General features: G+C 34.3%; 14 protein-coding genes. 4 read left to right on the forward strand and 10 right to left on the reverse strand.

All coding sequences use genetic code 11. The annotated features are described in order from the left end of the window. Complete coding sequence (locus H3S73_RS03575; RefSeq protein ID WP_086326901.1) at nucleotides 1-828, reverse strand: DeoR/GlpR family DNA-binding transcription regulator; 828 nt, start codon at nucleotides 826-828, stop codon at nucleotides 1-3. Between the two features lie 342 nt (nucleotides 829-1,170). Between H3S73_RS03575 and H3S73_RS03580 the strand changes: the two genes are divergently transcribed. The 4 genes from H3S73_RS03580 to H3S73_RS03595 are packed head-to-tail and all read left to right on the forward strand — an operon-like array spanning nucleotide 1,171 to nucleotide 4,880. Then, nucleotides 1,171-2,025 (forward strand): tagatose bisphosphate family class II aldolase, encoded by an 855-nt coding sequence (locus tag H3S73_RS03580; protein ID WP_086326902.1) that lies wholly within the window; start codon nucleotides 1,171-1,173, stop codon nucleotides 2,023-2,025. A gap of 11 nt (nucleotides 2,026-2,036) precedes the next feature. Further along, nucleotides 2,037-2,957, forward strand: coding sequence for a 1-phosphofructokinase (gene pfkB / locus H3S73_RS03585; protein WP_198235599.1), 921 nt, complete (start codon nucleotides 2,037-2,039; stop codon nucleotides 2,955-2,957). A 12-nt stretch (nucleotides 2,958-2,969) separates the two neighbouring features. Then, a complete protein-coding gene (locus tag H3S73_RS03590) occupies nucleotides 2,970-4,385 on the forward strand; it encodes a PTS fructose transporter subunit IIC (RefSeq protein ID WP_198235600.1) in 1,416 nt (471 codons plus the stop codon). 57 nt (nucleotides 4,386-4,442) lie between these two features. Then, nucleotides 4,443-4,880, forward strand: a complete 438-nt coding sequence (locus H3S73_RS03595) for a PTS sugar transporter subunit IIA (protein ID WP_086326905.1) — start codon at nucleotides 4,443-4,445, stop codon at nucleotides 4,878-4,880. Nucleotides 4,881-4,996: 116 nt separating this feature from the next. On the opposite strand, the gene H3S73_RS03600 is transcribed toward H3S73_RS03595, so the two are convergent. The 9 genes from H3S73_RS03600 to uspA form a co-directional block, all read right to left on the reverse strand. After that, nucleotides 4,997-5,446 (reverse strand): hypothetical protein, encoded by a 450-nt coding sequence (locus H3S73_RS03600; RefSeq protein WP_198226402.1) that lies wholly within the window; start codon nucleotides 5,444-5,446, stop codon nucleotides 4,997-4,999. Between the two features lie 69 nt (nucleotides 5,447-5,515). Then, nucleotides 5,516-6,625 (reverse strand): bifunctional diaminohydroxyphosphoribosylaminopyrimidine deaminase/5-amino-6-(5-phosphoribosylamino)uracil reductase RibD, encoded by a 1,110-nt coding sequence (gene ribD, locus H3S73_RS03605; RefSeq protein ID WP_198235601.1) that lies wholly within the window; start codon nucleotides 6,623-6,625, stop codon nucleotides 5,516-5,518. A 9-nt stretch (nucleotides 6,626-6,634) separates the two neighbouring features. Then, nucleotides 6,635-7,087 carry a transcriptional regulator NrdR gene (nrdR, locus tag H3S73_RS03610; protein ID WP_039129891.1) on the reverse strand — a complete coding sequence of 151 codons (453 nt, stop codon included), beginning with the start codon at nucleotides 7,085-7,087 and terminating at the stop codon, nucleotides 6,635-6,637. Between the two features lie 614 nt (nucleotides 7,088-7,701). Further along, complete coding sequence (gene thrC / locus H3S73_RS03615) at nucleotides 7,702-8,991, reverse strand: threonine synthase (RefSeq protein WP_144091808.1); 1,290 nt, start codon at nucleotides 8,989-8,991, stop codon at nucleotides 7,702-7,704. Between the two features lie 109 nt (nucleotides 8,992-9,100). Beyond that, a complete protein-coding gene (gene thrB / locus H3S73_RS03620) occupies nucleotides 9,101-10,039 on the reverse strand; it encodes a homoserine kinase (protein ID WP_086326973.1) in 939 nt (312 codons plus the stop codon). Continuing rightward, entirely contained in the window at nucleotides 10,040-12,496 is a 2,457-nt protein-coding gene (gene thrA / locus H3S73_RS03625) for a bifunctional aspartate kinase/homoserine dehydrogenase I (RefSeq protein ID WP_039128552.1), read from the reverse strand. A gap of 359 nt (nucleotides 12,497-12,855) precedes the next feature. Beyond that, nucleotides 12,856-13,185 (reverse strand): hypothetical protein, encoded by a 330-nt coding sequence (locus tag H3S73_RS03630; protein WP_198235602.1) that lies wholly within the window; start codon nucleotides 13,183-13,185, stop codon nucleotides 12,856-12,858. Between the two features lie 139 nt (nucleotides 13,186-13,324). After that, nucleotides 13,325-14,077 (reverse strand): SDR family oxidoreductase, encoded by a 753-nt coding sequence (locus H3S73_RS03635; protein ID WP_065737725.1) that lies wholly within the window; start codon nucleotides 14,075-14,077, stop codon nucleotides 13,325-13,327. Nucleotides 14,078-14,266: 189 nt separating this feature from the next. Next, nucleotides 14,267-14,719, reverse strand: coding sequence for a universal stress protein UspA (gene uspA / locus H3S73_RS03640; RefSeq protein ID WP_065602434.1), 453 nt, complete (start codon nucleotides 14,717-14,719; stop codon nucleotides 14,267-14,269). Nucleotides 14,720-14,756 lie beyond the last annotated feature (37 nt).

A 14,756-nucleotide genomic window follows, 5' to 3' on the forward strand; every position in this document is an offset into this window, starting at 1 on the left:
TTAAGTTACCTTTGAATTGTGATAAGTTATGCAGTATTTGTTTATAGCACGTTGCTTAAAATCTGAATCTATTAATTGTTGATGATATTCAGTAACAGCTGCTTTTGATAATATTACGACATCCATATGTTTTAATTTTCCAATACTATAGTTATCAGGTAATAAAAATCGTTGAGGCAAAACACCGATGGTGTGATCAGCATTTTTAAATATCTGTTGATACGTATTTTGTTGTTCACTATTTTCTATAATCAAATGATTATTATCATTAATAGCTGCTAGTTCAAAAATGAAATGCGAAATATGAAATTGATTAAGGATAGGAGTTAATGTATTACTATTTTGAAGAGTATTTCCATCTTGTAAAACACCCCCAACAAGAATAACTTCTGCATCAGAAAATTCTTTAACTAATTGAGCATTATTAATGTCATTCATAATCAATCTTAATGACTTTTTGTTATGCAAAAAAGGAATAAGTTTTCGAATCAAATTGCCATGACTTAAAAAAAGAGTATCGCCATCATTAATATAGTTTAAACAATTTTTTACTAAATCTATTTCACCTCTTTCCATACCTATATTAGTGTAATTTAGTGGTTCAATAGTTGTATGATTAATCAAATTCTCAGGTGAAATATAAATCGCTCCCCCAAAAGAACGTTTTAGATATCCTTGTTGTTCCAAATAAGTCAAATCTTGTCGAATCGTAACATTCGAGACTCGAAGCATGTCAGATAACTTATCCACTTTTACTTCACCTTGTTTGCGTACGATTTCGGCAATATCTAATCGTCGTTTTAGTAGGGCTGAAGACGCTCTAGCCAAATTTTACTTCCTATATAACTGATAATTATTAAAACAAAGATAATAAAATTTATCATACTAGTGGTCAATATCAATTGATCGAATAATTACTTAATTCTTTAAAAAAATCAAGAATAATTATATTGTTCTTACAACCTAATCTAGGTAGTAAATAGTTAACCGCCAAAACTAAATTTTGGCAACAAATTTATTATTTTTTGAATATTAAAATCCATTTTTGTGATCTTCCTCACGCGATTAACACTAGCACAACTTTCGTTTTGTAAGCATAATTTTAAATTATAAGTTTCGAATTGAAAGTTATAATTTTTTACAATTTTTAGAAATTTAAGGAGAAAACACATGTCTATCATTTCCAGTCATAACATGTTAAAAAAAGCACAAAAAGAACATTATGCTGTTCCTGCCTTTAATATCCATAATTTAGAAACGATACAAGTTGTTGTTGAAACAGTTTCTGAATTACAGTCTCCAGTTATCTTAGCTGGAACACCCGGTACCTATAGTTATGCTGGTACGGAAAATATCATCGCCATTGCTGAAGAGTTATCGAAAAAACACAACATTCCTTTAGCTGTGCATCTAGATCACCATGAAGAATATAACGATATCGCTTACAAAATTAACGCTGGCATAAGATCGGTAATGATCGATGGTTCACATTTTCCATATGAAGAGAATATTGCCATCGTAAAACAAGTTGTTGAATATGCTCACCGTTATGATGTCAGTGTTGAAGCAGAACTAGGACGCCTTGGCGGAATAGAAGATGATCTAATGGTCGATGCTAAAGATGCCTTATATACAAATCCCAAACAAGCGGTAGATTTTATTGAAAAGACAGGTATTGATTCACTTGCAATTGCAATAGGTACAGCTCATGGGCTTTATAAATCTGAACCAAAACTTGACTTTGAGCGTTTATCAGAGATCCGTTCTATGGTAGATATTCCACTGGTACTACATGGCGCTTCAGGTGTTCCTGATAAAGATGTTCGTGAATGTATTAAACGGGGTATATGTAAAGTCAATGTAGCAACAGAATTGAAAATCGCTTTTTCTGATGCATTAAAAGAATATTTTATTGAGCATCCAGATGCTAATGATCCTCGTCATTATATGAAACCCGCAAAAGCGGCAATGAAAGAGATTGTTAAAAAAATTATCACTACTTGTGGATGTGCAGGTAAATTGTAGAGGCCAATATAATGATCTATACATTAACACTTAATACTGCGATTGATATGAATATACATTGCCAAGGATTAATTCCATATTCTGTCAATCGTACATCACATACTGAATACAGTCCAAATGGCAAAGCAGTCAATGTTTCAATAGTGTTGCATAAATTTAACAAACCAACGTGTGCATTAGGATTTTTTGGAGGATTTACCGGTAAATATATCGTTGAAGAATTAACTAAGATGCAAATTCAAACAATGCCTTGCTTTATTGACGATATCACACGTATTAATGTTTTTATTAATGATGGACAGAAAGAATATAAATTAGTTGGTAAAGGCCCCTTTGTTCCAGATAACAAAAAGGCAGAAATGCTAAATATTATCTGTAATCTTGAAAAAAATAGTTATTTGGTCATTAGTGGTAGTTTACCAAATAATATTGAATCTGATTATTACCAATCTATCATAGAGTTATGTCATAAACAGAATATACAAGTTATTTTAGACATCAGCCATCCAAAATTAAAACAATTACTCACTTATCATCCTTTGTTAATTAAACCAAATGATGATGAATTAAATGATATTTTTGGATTGAAAACCCAAACAATTGAACAAGTCATTACAGCTATAGAAACATTGCACTCATTCGGTGCTCAAAATATTTTATTAACGATGGGATCTAAAGGTCTCTATTTTTCAAATAGGCAACACATTTGGTTTTGCGATGCCGTTACAATCAAATTGGTTAGCTCTGCTTGTGCGGGTGATGCATCACTGGCAGCTTTTTTAAGCGAGTGGTTACCAGAACAAGGAAATATTGAGAATGCAATGAAAAAGGCTTCCGCAACGGGCGCTAATGTTGCCGAATCAGATGGCTTAGGTTTACTTGATAAAATCAACGTCTATATGGACAAACTAGCAGTAACCAAAATTAAATAAAAGGGGAATGTTATGAAGAAGATATTAGCCGTTACAGGATGCCCAACAGGCATTGCCCATACTTATATGGCAGAAGAAGCGTTGAAAACTGCAGCCCAAAAAGCAGGAATAGAAATAAAAGTTGAAACAAATGGTGCTGGAGGTGTTGATAATGCTATTACTGATGCTGATATTGCAAATGCGATTGGCGTGATTATCGCAGCAGATAAAGACGTCAATCCCGATCGATTTAATGGATTACCTGTTATTGAAGTTCCCGTTAAAGATGGTATTCATAAAGCTGTGACATTAATTGAACAAATTACTTCTGGAACGATTCCTATTCGTAAAGGGACACAAAATAGTACTACTAACACGACATCATCAAATCAAGTGGTAGTAAAAGAGTCGATTGGACGTCAAATCTATAAACATTTAATGAGTGGTGTATCAAACATGTTGCCTTTTGTGGTAGCTGGTGGAGTCTTGATTGCTTTATCATTTTTATGGGGAATCTATTCTGCCGATCCCAATAATGCTCAATACAATGAGTTTGCAGCGTTATTGATGAAAATAGGAGGACAAGCATTTGGCATAATGGTACCAATCTTTACTGGTTTTATTGCTTACTCAATAGGCGGAAGGCCTGCGATGGTTGCTGGGTTTGTTGGCGGATTAATAGCCAATGTCACTGGTGCAGGATTCTTAGGGGGCATTATAGCTGGCTTTGCTGCTGGTTACTTGATGCTTTTTGTCAAAAAATTACTTGATGGACTACCTCGTTCATTTGAAGGCCTTAAATCCATATTTATTATGCCATTAATTGGTGTATTTGTAATCGGCGCTGGAATGTTCTTACTGGGTGGTCCAATAGCAGATATTAACAATGCAATGAAATCATTCCTCGAGTCATTACAATCTGCTAATCCTGTTTTACTTGGTATGGTTATTGGAGCAATGTGTTCATTCGACTTTGGTGGGCCTGTTAATAAAGCTGCCTATGTAACAGGTACGATGTTATTAGGTGAGGGCAACTTCTACTTTATGGCGGGTGTTTCAGCAGCTTGTATTGTTCCTCCTTTTGTTATCGCTTTTTCCACTACTATTTTTCGAGGTAAGGCTTTTACTGAAGAAGAACGTGCCGCAGGTGTAGTAAATTATATTTTAGGAGCAACCCATATCACCGAAGGAGCCATTCCATTCGCAGCAAAAGATCCACTACGCGTAATTCCTATTATGATGTTATCTTCAGCTATCGCATCAGTATTAACATTTATTAGTCAAATACAAGTACCTGCACCTCATGGTGGTTTCTTAGTACTTCCGTTAGTCAATAAACCATTTTTATGGGTCGGTTGTATTTTTACTGGGGCATTAGTTGGAGCAATATTGTTAGGTTTATTGCGTATTCATCAAAACCGACAAATAGCGACTAAAACAACTAAATAATTAACCCTTTGATATATCATTTAATATTCTATTTATCTAAATCAACAAGGAAATAAAATGAGCAATTTAAAATTAACAGCCGATGATATTTCAATCATTAATGGATATTATTCTAAATCAGAGGCAATTCAAGCTGTAGCAGAAAACATGATTAAATCTGGTTTAGTCAAAGATGACTATACTCAAGCCATGTTTGACCGTGATGCACAAATTTCCACATTTTTGGGTAACGGTATTGCCATTCCACATGGCACTACAGATAAACGAAGTAGTGTCATTGAAACTGGTTTGAAAGTAATATATTATCCGCAAGGCATAAAATGGGATGAAGATAACAATATTGCTTATGTGGTAGTCGGTATAGCAGCTAAAAATAATGAACATTTAGATATTTTACGGCAATTAACGCGAGCGGTTATTGCTGAAAATACAATAGAGCGAATTCAATCAGTTAAAAAACCAGAAGAACTATTAACAATCCTTCAAGGAAACTAATATAATCATCCCATGAGAAGAAATGATGTGAACTCATGGGAGGTTATCTCCATCTGATTGACGATTAATCAATTAAATCGGTTAATACAGTTAGTTTTTAAACTATATGAAGAATATTAGGTAGTAAAAAACTCCAGACGATTATTGATAATTGTTTCATTGTTAACCATTTCAAATGAGTCCAAAATGCCTTCCCAAGTAATACCTAGAACAATTAACATTCCTTTAAAATCATAATAATAACGTATCTGATCTTCAATAATACTATCTTTAAATCTATAGTTATGATTAAATTCATCAGTTAACTCAAACGGGTGACCAATCTTAAAATCAAAACCAAGGTAACTTAAAATTTGATTAGCTTTATCAATTAAAAAAGCGTTATTTGTAACTTCTTCAATTGATAATGCCTCAACACGATCTAAAATATAAAAAAATAGAATTTGATAACCACCTTTTCCTATGCCTTGGACATCAGCGTAACTAAAATCTTCAAAAGTTTGATATTGATTTGAACAAAAAAAATCATCAATATTGAGCATACTAAATTTTGTTTTATCATACATATCAATTAAATCGCTTTTCTATTTCCAGTTTTCATCTTATTTAACTTATTGAATCATGACCAAAGCAGTTTACTTTCTTTTTAAAATAGTCCTTAAATCATCACCTATTGCTTTTACGGATTCAAATTGAAATTGGGGTGCTAAGGATAATTTTTTAAGATTAGGTAAAACACATAAATCTTTTGCATTATGACCTAGCAATTTAGGCGCATAATAAATAATGAGTTCATCAACTAAATCATGTTCAATCAACGCACCAGCAAGATGTGCCCCCGCTTCAACCCAAACAGAATTAATCTGATTTTTACCTAATTCCTTTAATAATTGGACTAGATCTATGTAATTTTGATCTGAAGATTCAATAATTAACTTGGTATTGGGTTTAATAATTGGGATATTTTGTTTACGCACGATCCATGTCTCACCTGATTGTCTGAAAATATTTTCATCCCCTGTTAATCGATTTTGACTGTCTATGATAATGCGAATCGGTTGTCGAATATTTTCTGCTGGATAGATTTTTCTAATCTCATTAGGTAATTCGTCATATCTAACCGTTAAACTTGCCTTATCAGCCTGAACCGTTGCTCGAGTACTTAAAATACAACTGGCTTGAGCTCGATATTGTTGTACATCTTGTCTTGCTGTACTTGAAGTGATCCATTTACTTTCGCCTGATGCCATAGCAATTTTACCATCTAACGAAGAAGCGAGTTTAAGTTGGACATAAGGTATGCCTGTACGCATACATTTTAAAAAACCTTTATTAATGGCTTCAGCTTGTTCATATAAAACACCAACAATAACTTCAATTCCAGCGTCTCTTAATCGTTTAATACCGTTACCCGCAACATTGGGATTAGGGTCTTGCATAGCAACAACAACACGAGTTATACCTGCTTTTATCAATGCATCAGCACAGGGAGGAGTTCGACCAAAATGACTACATGGTTCTAATGTCACATAAGCGGTTGCTCCTTGTGCCTTATTGCCAGCCATTTTTAGCGCATAAACCTCTGCATGAGGTTCACCAGCTTTTTGATGATAACCTTTGCCGATTATCTGATCATCTCTAACAATAACACAACCGACATTAGGATTGGGAGGGGTAGTAAAGCGTCCGAGTTTAGCAAGCTCAATTGCTTGCTGCATATAAAATTGATCTTTATCTCTTATCATATCACGTAATTATTTTTGTTGTAGTTTAGCAATTTCATTACTAAACTGCTCAATATCATGAAAACTAAAATAGACTGAAGCAAAACGGATATAGGCAACTTTATCTAGATCTTTTAGTTCTTCAATAACATAATTACCGATAAGTTTAGCTGGTATTTCACGTTCACCGGTTGCTCTAATTTTTGATTTTATACGCGTAATTGCGTCTTCAATTGCATCAAGACCAACTGGGCGCTTTTCTAATGCGCGTTTTATACCATTGCGTAATTTATCTTCATTGAACGGCTCACGAACTTTATTACTTTTGATAACATTAGGCATAATTAATTCAGCAACTTCAAATGTAGTAAAACGTTCATTGCATTCTACACATTGTCGACGGCGACGAACTTGAAAACCCTCACCAACAAGACGTGAATCAATCACCTTGGTATCATCAGCATTACAAAACGGACAGTGCATAAAATTATCCTAATAATGTCACAACTAACACTACAATAGCTGAAAATATCAATTAAAACAAGGTTTCAATAATGAATGGTTGTTACATTAATAATTTTATGATTCTATTCATTTTAAACATAACTAAAATTAAGAAATAATCCTCATTAATTTATTAAAAAAACTATTAAATTAATGAATATATACATTATTATTCTTATCATTTCATTACATTTATTGCCACTATGCTATAACATTGATAAATGTTTAAAAATTCTAACGTTTTTTAGTTATAGTTTTAAGATCGCATAACAAGAAAAGCTAGAAAGAATAAGAAATCAAATAATTATAATCTAGATCAACAATAATAATTGACGGTAAACACATCAACAGAAACAAAAAATACGCAGACACATTAAATCATAATTTTCTTAAAATAAAAAACTCGTGGTAAGTCGAAATTGGCATTACCTAATCTAAACTATTAAAGAAAATTTATTAGCTTCAATATTAACATTAGAAAGAGATTAAGGACTTGCCAATTATAAAAAAATAAACAATAATCCAATAGATTAGGTTAATAAAAAATAATAAAACAAAAATTCCGTCGCCAAACTAACGACGGAAATAAAGATTTACCAATCTAATTTGATTAAAAAATCACGCAATTTGGCAAAATCATCTGGCATATAATGAGAAAGCAATGTCATATCCGCACGTTCAGCGAGAGCTTTCGGTAGAGGAATTGATTTACCAAGAATGTCTTCTACCACTTCTTTAAATTTAGCTGGATGTGCAGTACCTAAAAATAGTCCGTATTCCCCTTCTTGTAACTGATCACGCAGTGCACGATAAGCAATTGCACCATGAGGTTCAGAAAGGTAACCTTTTTTGTCAAGTTCCTGTACCGTCTGTTTGGATACTTCATCAGAGACTGCAGCATGACCAAGTGATTTAAGCGCCCACCCTTCTCTTTTATAAATCTCCTCAATACGAGGCCAATTATTAGGTTGGCTAACATCCATAGCATTGGATAGCGTTGCTACCGTTGCATGAGGTTCCCACTTACCTGTTTCCAAATAGCGTGGCACAGTATCATTGGCGTTGGTTGCAGCAATGAAACGTTTAATTGGTAATCCCATTGTCTTAGCAAGTAGACCTGCTGTTAAGTCACCAAAATTGCCACTTGGTACCGAAATCACTAATTGCTCACGTTGTGCTGGGGTTAACTGAGCGAAAGCTTCAAAATAGTAACAAATTTGTGCTAATAATCGACTTATATTAATAGAATTAGCTGAATTTAAGCCAATGGCTGTTTTTAAATCTTCATCATCAAATGCTTTTTTAACTAACGCTTGGCAAGCATCAAAATCACTTTGTATCGCAATAGTATGAATATTATCGCCAAGCGTACAAAATAGCTTTTCTTGTAATGGACTAATTTTTCCTTCTGGATATAAAATCACTACTCGAATATTCGGTAAATGATAAAATGCATGAGCAACCGCTGCTCCAGTATCGCCGGATGTCGCAGTTAGAATCGTAATTTTTTTATCAGCCGCAACTTGCACCAAAGCCTGGGCCATAAAGCGACCACCAAAATCTTTAAAGGCTAATGTTGGGCCATGGTATAACTCTAATGAACCTATATCTTTTTCTACTGATTTGACTGGAGCAGGAAACTGAAATGCATTTTTTACCAATCTATGCATATCAGTATCACCAATTTCATCACCAATAAAAGCGGATAAAATCTTGGCACTACGACTTACAAAATCTAGTTTTAATAATGCATCAATTTCATTTAGCGAAAATTTTGGTAAATCTTGAGGAAAAAATAGACCTTGTCCTCTTCCTAATCCTTGTTGTACTGCTTGTGCAAAGCTAACTTGCTGTGTGTGATCTTTTAAGTTGTACAATTTCATAATATTTTCCGATTATCTTTATGCTTATATTGTTTACTTTATCTGTTAGTCATTTATTGACCTATCGATAACGCTATGGAAACTTTCAAACTTTATATCGTAGATAGAGTTATATAACTCTTGCGCCTTGGTTATCTATCTTACAAATATGCGTAAAACCTTCCTCATTTTGTAAGTAGCAATTTTTTAATAGCAATTCAATTTGCTGCGCTGTTTCAAGTTTGTCAGCAATGACAAACATGGTCGGTCCTGATCCAGAAATACCCGATGCTAAAGCACCAAGTTGTTTTACCCGATTTTGCGTTTCATCAAAGTTAGGTAATAGTTGTTTACGATAAGGTTCTGCAATATTATCGCGCAGCATTGTTGCAGCAAGTTTTGGTTGATTTGTGTAACAAGCGTGAATAAAACCACCAACATATCGACCATGAGCGACGCAATCCGCTTTTTGATATTGTGCAGGCAAAATAGCTCGTGCTTGAGCTGTCGATACCTTTATACCTGGATAGGCCATCACCCAATACCAATTGTCAAAATGTGGAATGGATTCACTAATAATCCCCATTTCATCAAGGATAAGTTGCATTCCTCCCAAATAACAGGGTGCAACATTATCGTAATGAACGCTTCCAGAAATCCGACCTTCAAGTTCTCCCATCATAGAAAGCATTTCAAACTCACTAAATGGCTTATCAAAAAATTCATTTAAAGCAACCAATGCCCCTACTACTGAACATGCACTGGATCCTAATCCTGAACCAATAGGCATATTTTTTTCAAGTGTCATACTAACTGGGAGCGTTTTACCCATCGCTTCACAAAAACGCTGCCAGCATTGATATACAATATTGTATTTAGGATCGCGTGGTAACTTTTGAACAAATATTCCTTTACAAGTAAGAGAGAATTCTGTTGCGGTTTCAACTGTGATCAGATCACCCAACATCACACCACTAATCGGATTAATGGCAGCACCTAAAATATCAAAACCAACACTGATATTCGCCATTGATGCTGGCGCATATACTGTTAAAGATTTATGACTCATTTAACCTCCGATTTTACCTGATGTAGTGCGTAAAATATCAGCAAAAACACCCGCTGCAGTCACGTCATTACCCGCCCCATAACCACGTAGTACTAATGGAATTGGTTGATAATAACGAGTATAAAATGCTAAAGCATTTTCGCCATTCTTAACTTTATAAAGAGGGTCTTCACTATCAACTGCTTCAATTTTAACACTACATTGATTATTTTCGATACTACCAACATATCGTAATACTTTTCCGTTTTTGGCTGCTTGTTCAGATTTTGCTTTAAATTCAGCATCTAATTGCGGTAATTTAGTCATAAACTCATCAATATTGCCTTGGGAATATTCAGCGGGTAAAACAGATTCAACATTAATTTGATCGAGTTCAAGTTGTAATCCAGCTTCTCGCGCTAAAATAAGTAATTTTCTAGCAACATCTGTTCCAGATAAATCATCCCGAGGATCTGGCTCAGTAAAACCTTTCTCTTTAGCTAGTTTAGTTGCTTCAGACAATGACATTCCTTCATCAAGCTTACCGAAAATGAAAGAAAGCGAACCTGATAATATCCCTGAAAATTTAATAAGCTCATCACCCGCATTTAGTAAATTTTGTAAGTTTTCAATTACCGGTAAGCCTGCACCTACATTGGTATCATATAGGAATTTGCGTTTACTTTTTGCAGCTTCTTGGCGTAAGCGTAGATAATAGGCCATAGAGCTGGTATTTGCTTTTTTATTTGGAGTAACCACATGGAAACCATTAGCTAAAAAGTCAGCATATTTGTCGGATACTTCGCTACTTGAAGTACAATCGACTAGAATTGGGTTAAGCAGTCGGTTATTTTTGGCAAATTCAATAATACTATCTAATGTGTATTTCATTTCACTCTGTTTGATTTGTTCACGCCAATTATCAAGAATAATACCATCTCGATTAAGCACGCTATGTTTTGAATTAAATAAACCGCATACCCGTAAATCAATCTGTTTGTTTTTAAGCCATTTTTGTTGGCGACCAATTTGATCAACAAGTGCGCCACCCACACCACCAACACCAATTACAAAGACATCAAGCATTTTATCTGTTCCAAATAGCATTTGATGAGCAACTCGAACGCCCATTACCGCAACATCATTATCAACCACAACTGAAATTGAACGTTCAGATGATCCTTGTGCAATAGCGACAATGTTAATATTTGCTCTAGCTAATGCAGTAAAGAAATTAGCTGATAATCCACGTAATGTGCGCATACCATCGCCCACAACTGAGATAATAGCCAGTCTTTCAATAATTTCAATCGGTTCAAGTAATCCATCTTTTAATTCTAAGAAGAATTCATCACTTAAAGCTTCTTCTGCACGATAAAGTTCAGATTGTGGTACACAAAAACTGATACTGTATTCAGATGATGATTGTGTAATAAGAACAACAGATATGCCTGCGTAAGACATCGCCGAAAAAACCCGAGCCGACATACCAACCATGCCTTTTAGACCAGGACCAGAAACATTAATCATCGCCATATTATTTAAATTAGTAATCCCTTTTACAGGAGTGGTTGAATCAACAACATTGGCGCCAATAAGTGTACCTGGTGCATCAGGGTTATTGGTATTTTTTATTAAACATGGAATTTGGAACTGTGCAATAGGTAAAATAGTTCTAGGATGAAGAACTTTAGCGCCAAAATAAGAAAGTTCCATCGCTTCTTGATATGACATAGTTTTTAGTAATTTAGCATCAGGAACAGTGCGAGGATCACAAGTGTAAACACCATCAACATCGGTCCAAATTTCACAGCTATTGGCTCTTAAACAAGCAGCAAGAACAGCAGCCGAATAATCAGAACCATTACGACCAAGTACAACCAACTCCCCTTTGTCATTACCCGCTGTAAACCCAGGCATTAAAATAATATTTTGCTGTGGAATGCACATCTGTGCAATTCGATGACTTGATTCGGGAATATCAACCGTAGATTCTAAGTAGCCACCTTCCGCAATAAGCATTGCAACAGGATCAATTACGGTAATGGTGTGACCTTTCGCCTTAAGCAGCTCTTGCATAATAGTAATTGACAGTTTTTCACCACGACAAATAATTGATGCATTAATACTATCTGGGCATTGACCTAATAAGCGAATTCCTTCCAGCAATTGCTTAATATGATTTAATTCATTTAACGCAAAACGTTTCATTTCTTCATAAGCAAAATTAGGTTGTACTTTTGCAAGCCCCGCTAATAAATCAGCAAAAATTTTTTCCGCATCATAAATATTGTTTTTGATTTCTTGTCCGGCAACTGTTTTTTCAACCATTGCAACTAAATGATTAGTGATTTTAGCAGGTGCTGATAAAACAGTCGCTGTTTGTTCTTGTTTAGCATTATTTTCAATTATCTCTGCTACTCGCAAAAAACGTTCTGCGTTAGCAACAGATGTTCCTCCAAATTTTAAAACTTTCATATCACACCTTACTTATCTTTTTTATTTATGCCATTACGATTCAAAATACAATTATTCGACTTTTTTACATCGATAGGTATTATGAAAACCCTTTAGTGTTATAACATTAGTTATAATTTTATTTTCAAACTATAGTTAAATTTTAATAAAAATATTTATTACACAATAAAAAAACCCGCCTTTTAGGGGCGGGTTTTTTATATTTTTTGGGAAAAATCAACCCGCCCTAGATCGCGTAATAGTACCTAAGGTGCCAATAATGCCTGTCATACGGATTGAAATAATCATTATTTTTCCTAAAACTTTTTCACTTAAACTCTAAACAAAACAGCCCGACATTTTCATGTCAGGCTGTAATTCTAAAAAACTTTTTTGCTGTTTTCGTACTCATTAACAACTTTATTCAAAGCTTGATATATACTTTGCGCATCTTGTTTATTTAATGCTTCATCAAGAATATTGAGGTACGACAACATTAATTTTTGATTGTCTTCGGCAAACTGCGGTGATACTTCCTGATCTTCATATAACATGACATAAGTACGGGCAAATCCAAAGATCAAAAAATAGACCGATGCATTTTTCGAATCTTCTTGAATTAATGCTCTCATTGCCTTGCGTAGTTTTACATAGCTATCCGTACCCGGCAAACTTGTCGCAAATGTTTTCGTTACTTCAGAAAATGTCATTGCAATAAACCCCAATCAAAATCACAAGATGAAAGAATAGCAACCCGTCAGCAGAAGTGCAAGTGTATTTTGTTTATTAAACATAGTTTTTTACTTTTAGTAAACAGCATATACCAATTAATAGCTAATAAGTTTATTATTATAAATCCTTGCAAACAGATAATCCGGCTGAAGCTTGTGCAACAGGCATTATCTCAATTGAGTTAACATTAAAGTGCGTTGGTGTATTAACTAACCAAGATACGGTATTAGCTATATCTTCGGGCGTGATATAATCTACGCCTTTATATACTTCCGCCGCTTGTTCATCATTTCCATGAAACCTTACATTTGAAAATTCTGTACCACCACACAAACCAGGCTCAATATTGGTAACTCTAATTTTTTTTCCTAAAAGATCTGTTCGTAAATTTGCACTAAACTGCTTAACAAATGCTTTCGATGCACCATAAACATTACCGCCTTTATAAGCATAACTACCTGCTACTGAACCAAGGTTAATAATATATCCAAAATTACGTTCGACCATTCCTGGCAAAATTTGGTGAGTTAAATGTACTAAGCCTATTATATTGGTTTCAATCATGGTTTCCCAATCATTATAGTCTGCTTGGTATGCTGGCTCTAATCCTAAAGCTAATCCAGCATTATTAATTAAAATATCAATTGGTTGGAACTCTTTAGGAAGTTGTAACAAAATTGATTCCACCGCATCTTTTTTTGTTACATCTAAAGACAATGGTAAGAAATTTGAACCTAATTCATCAGCTATTTTCTGTAGTTTATCGGTTCGCCTAGCGACACCAATAACTTTATAGCCATCGGCTATTAGCTTGCAGCAAATAGCTTGTCCAAATCCAGAGGAAGCGCCAGTAACTAAAGCAATATTCATAGTAAAACTCCTTATAGGCTTAAAGATAATATAGATACGAGTATATTCTCATAATCAATATGATAATTATGCAAAAAGTGGTAAATACATAATTTTACTTAAACGTATAGTTAACCTGAAACTTCTTGACAATAATGCAAAACAACTCTTATAAAAAACCCGCTAAAAAAGCGGGCTAATATTTAAATTTCATTTAGCAAGTTCTTCTGATGGTTCTTCGTCTTTCAATGGAACAATCAATGTATCAATATGAGTATTATTGATTAATTGACGTGCAGAAGACATTAACTTACTCCAAAAATCCTGATGATGACCACACACAACAAGATCAGCGCCATATTCGTGAATCGCTTCAATCAATACTTGACCAAACTCACCATTTCCTGAAAGTGTGTGCGCAATAGGATATCCAGCATCATCAGCCAGTTTATTTAAAGCAATGTGCGCATCTTCTGTGATTTTGTCTTTCATATCATTCATATTAATATCAACTAATCCTGTATATAGATCAGAATAGTTAATACCAACATGAATCAAAGAGATTTGAGCATTATATGGCCTTGCCATAGAGACCGCTTTTTCGACAAGAACTTCACTTTCAGGTGATAAATCCACTGCGACTAATATATGTTTATAAGCCATGATATTTTACTCCTTCCTATTTTGACGCTCAGGTTAA

It is taken from the genome of Gilliamella sp. B14384G12, assembly GCF_016101825.1.
Lineage (GTDB): Bacteria > Pseudomonadota > Gammaproteobacteria > Enterobacterales > Orbaceae > Gilliamella > Gilliamella apicola_N.

Bases quoted from the DNA above. Each gene is read 5' to 3' on its own strand.
- nrdR (WP_039129891.1), bottom strand. From the start codon at position 7,087: ATGCACTGTCCGTTTTGTAATGCTGATGATACCAAGGTGATTGATTCA.
- thrC (WP_144091808.1), bottom strand. From the start codon at position 8,991: ATGAAATTGTACAACTTAAAAGATCACACACAGCAAGTTAGCTTTGCA.
- H3S73_RS03600 (WP_198226402.1), bottom strand. From the start codon at position 5,446: ATGTATGATAAAACAAAATTTAGTATGCTCAATATTGATGATTTTTTT.
- H3S73_RS03580 (WP_086326902.1), top strand. From the start codon at position 1,171: ATGTCTATCATTTCCAGTCATAACATGTTAAAAAAAGCACAAAAAGAA.
- H3S73_RS03590 (WP_198235600.1), top strand. From the start codon at position 2,970: ATGAAGAAGATATTAGCCGTTACAGGATGCCCAACAGGCATTGCCCAT.
- H3S73_RS03595 (WP_086326905.1), top strand. From the start codon at position 4,443: ATGAGCAATTTAAAATTAACAGCCGATGATATTTCAATCATTAATGGA.
- thrA (WP_039128552.1), bottom strand. From the start codon at position 12,496: ATGAAAGTTTTAAAATTTGGAGGAACATCTGTTGCTAACGCAGAACGT.
- H3S73_RS03635 (WP_065737725.1), bottom strand. From the start codon at position 14,077: ATGAATATTGCTTTAGTTACTGGCGCTTCCTCTGGATTTGGACAAGCT.
- H3S73_RS03630 (WP_198235602.1), bottom strand. From the start codon at position 13,185: ATGACATTTTCTGAAGTAACGAAAACATTTGCGACAAGTTTGCCGGGT.
- thrB (WP_086326973.1), bottom strand. From the start codon at position 10,039: ATGAGTCATAAATCTTTAACAGTATATGCGCCAGCATCAATGGCGAAT.
- ribD (WP_198235601.1), bottom strand. From the start codon at position 6,625: ATGATAAGAGATAAAGATCAATTTTATATGCAGCAAGCAATTGAGCTT.
- uspA (WP_065602434.1), bottom strand. From the start codon at position 14,719: ATGGCTTATAAACATATATTAGTCGCAGTGGATTTATCACCTGAAAGT.
- pfkB (WP_198235599.1), top strand. From the start codon at position 2,037: ATGATCTATACATTAACACTTAATACTGCGATTGATATGAATATACAT.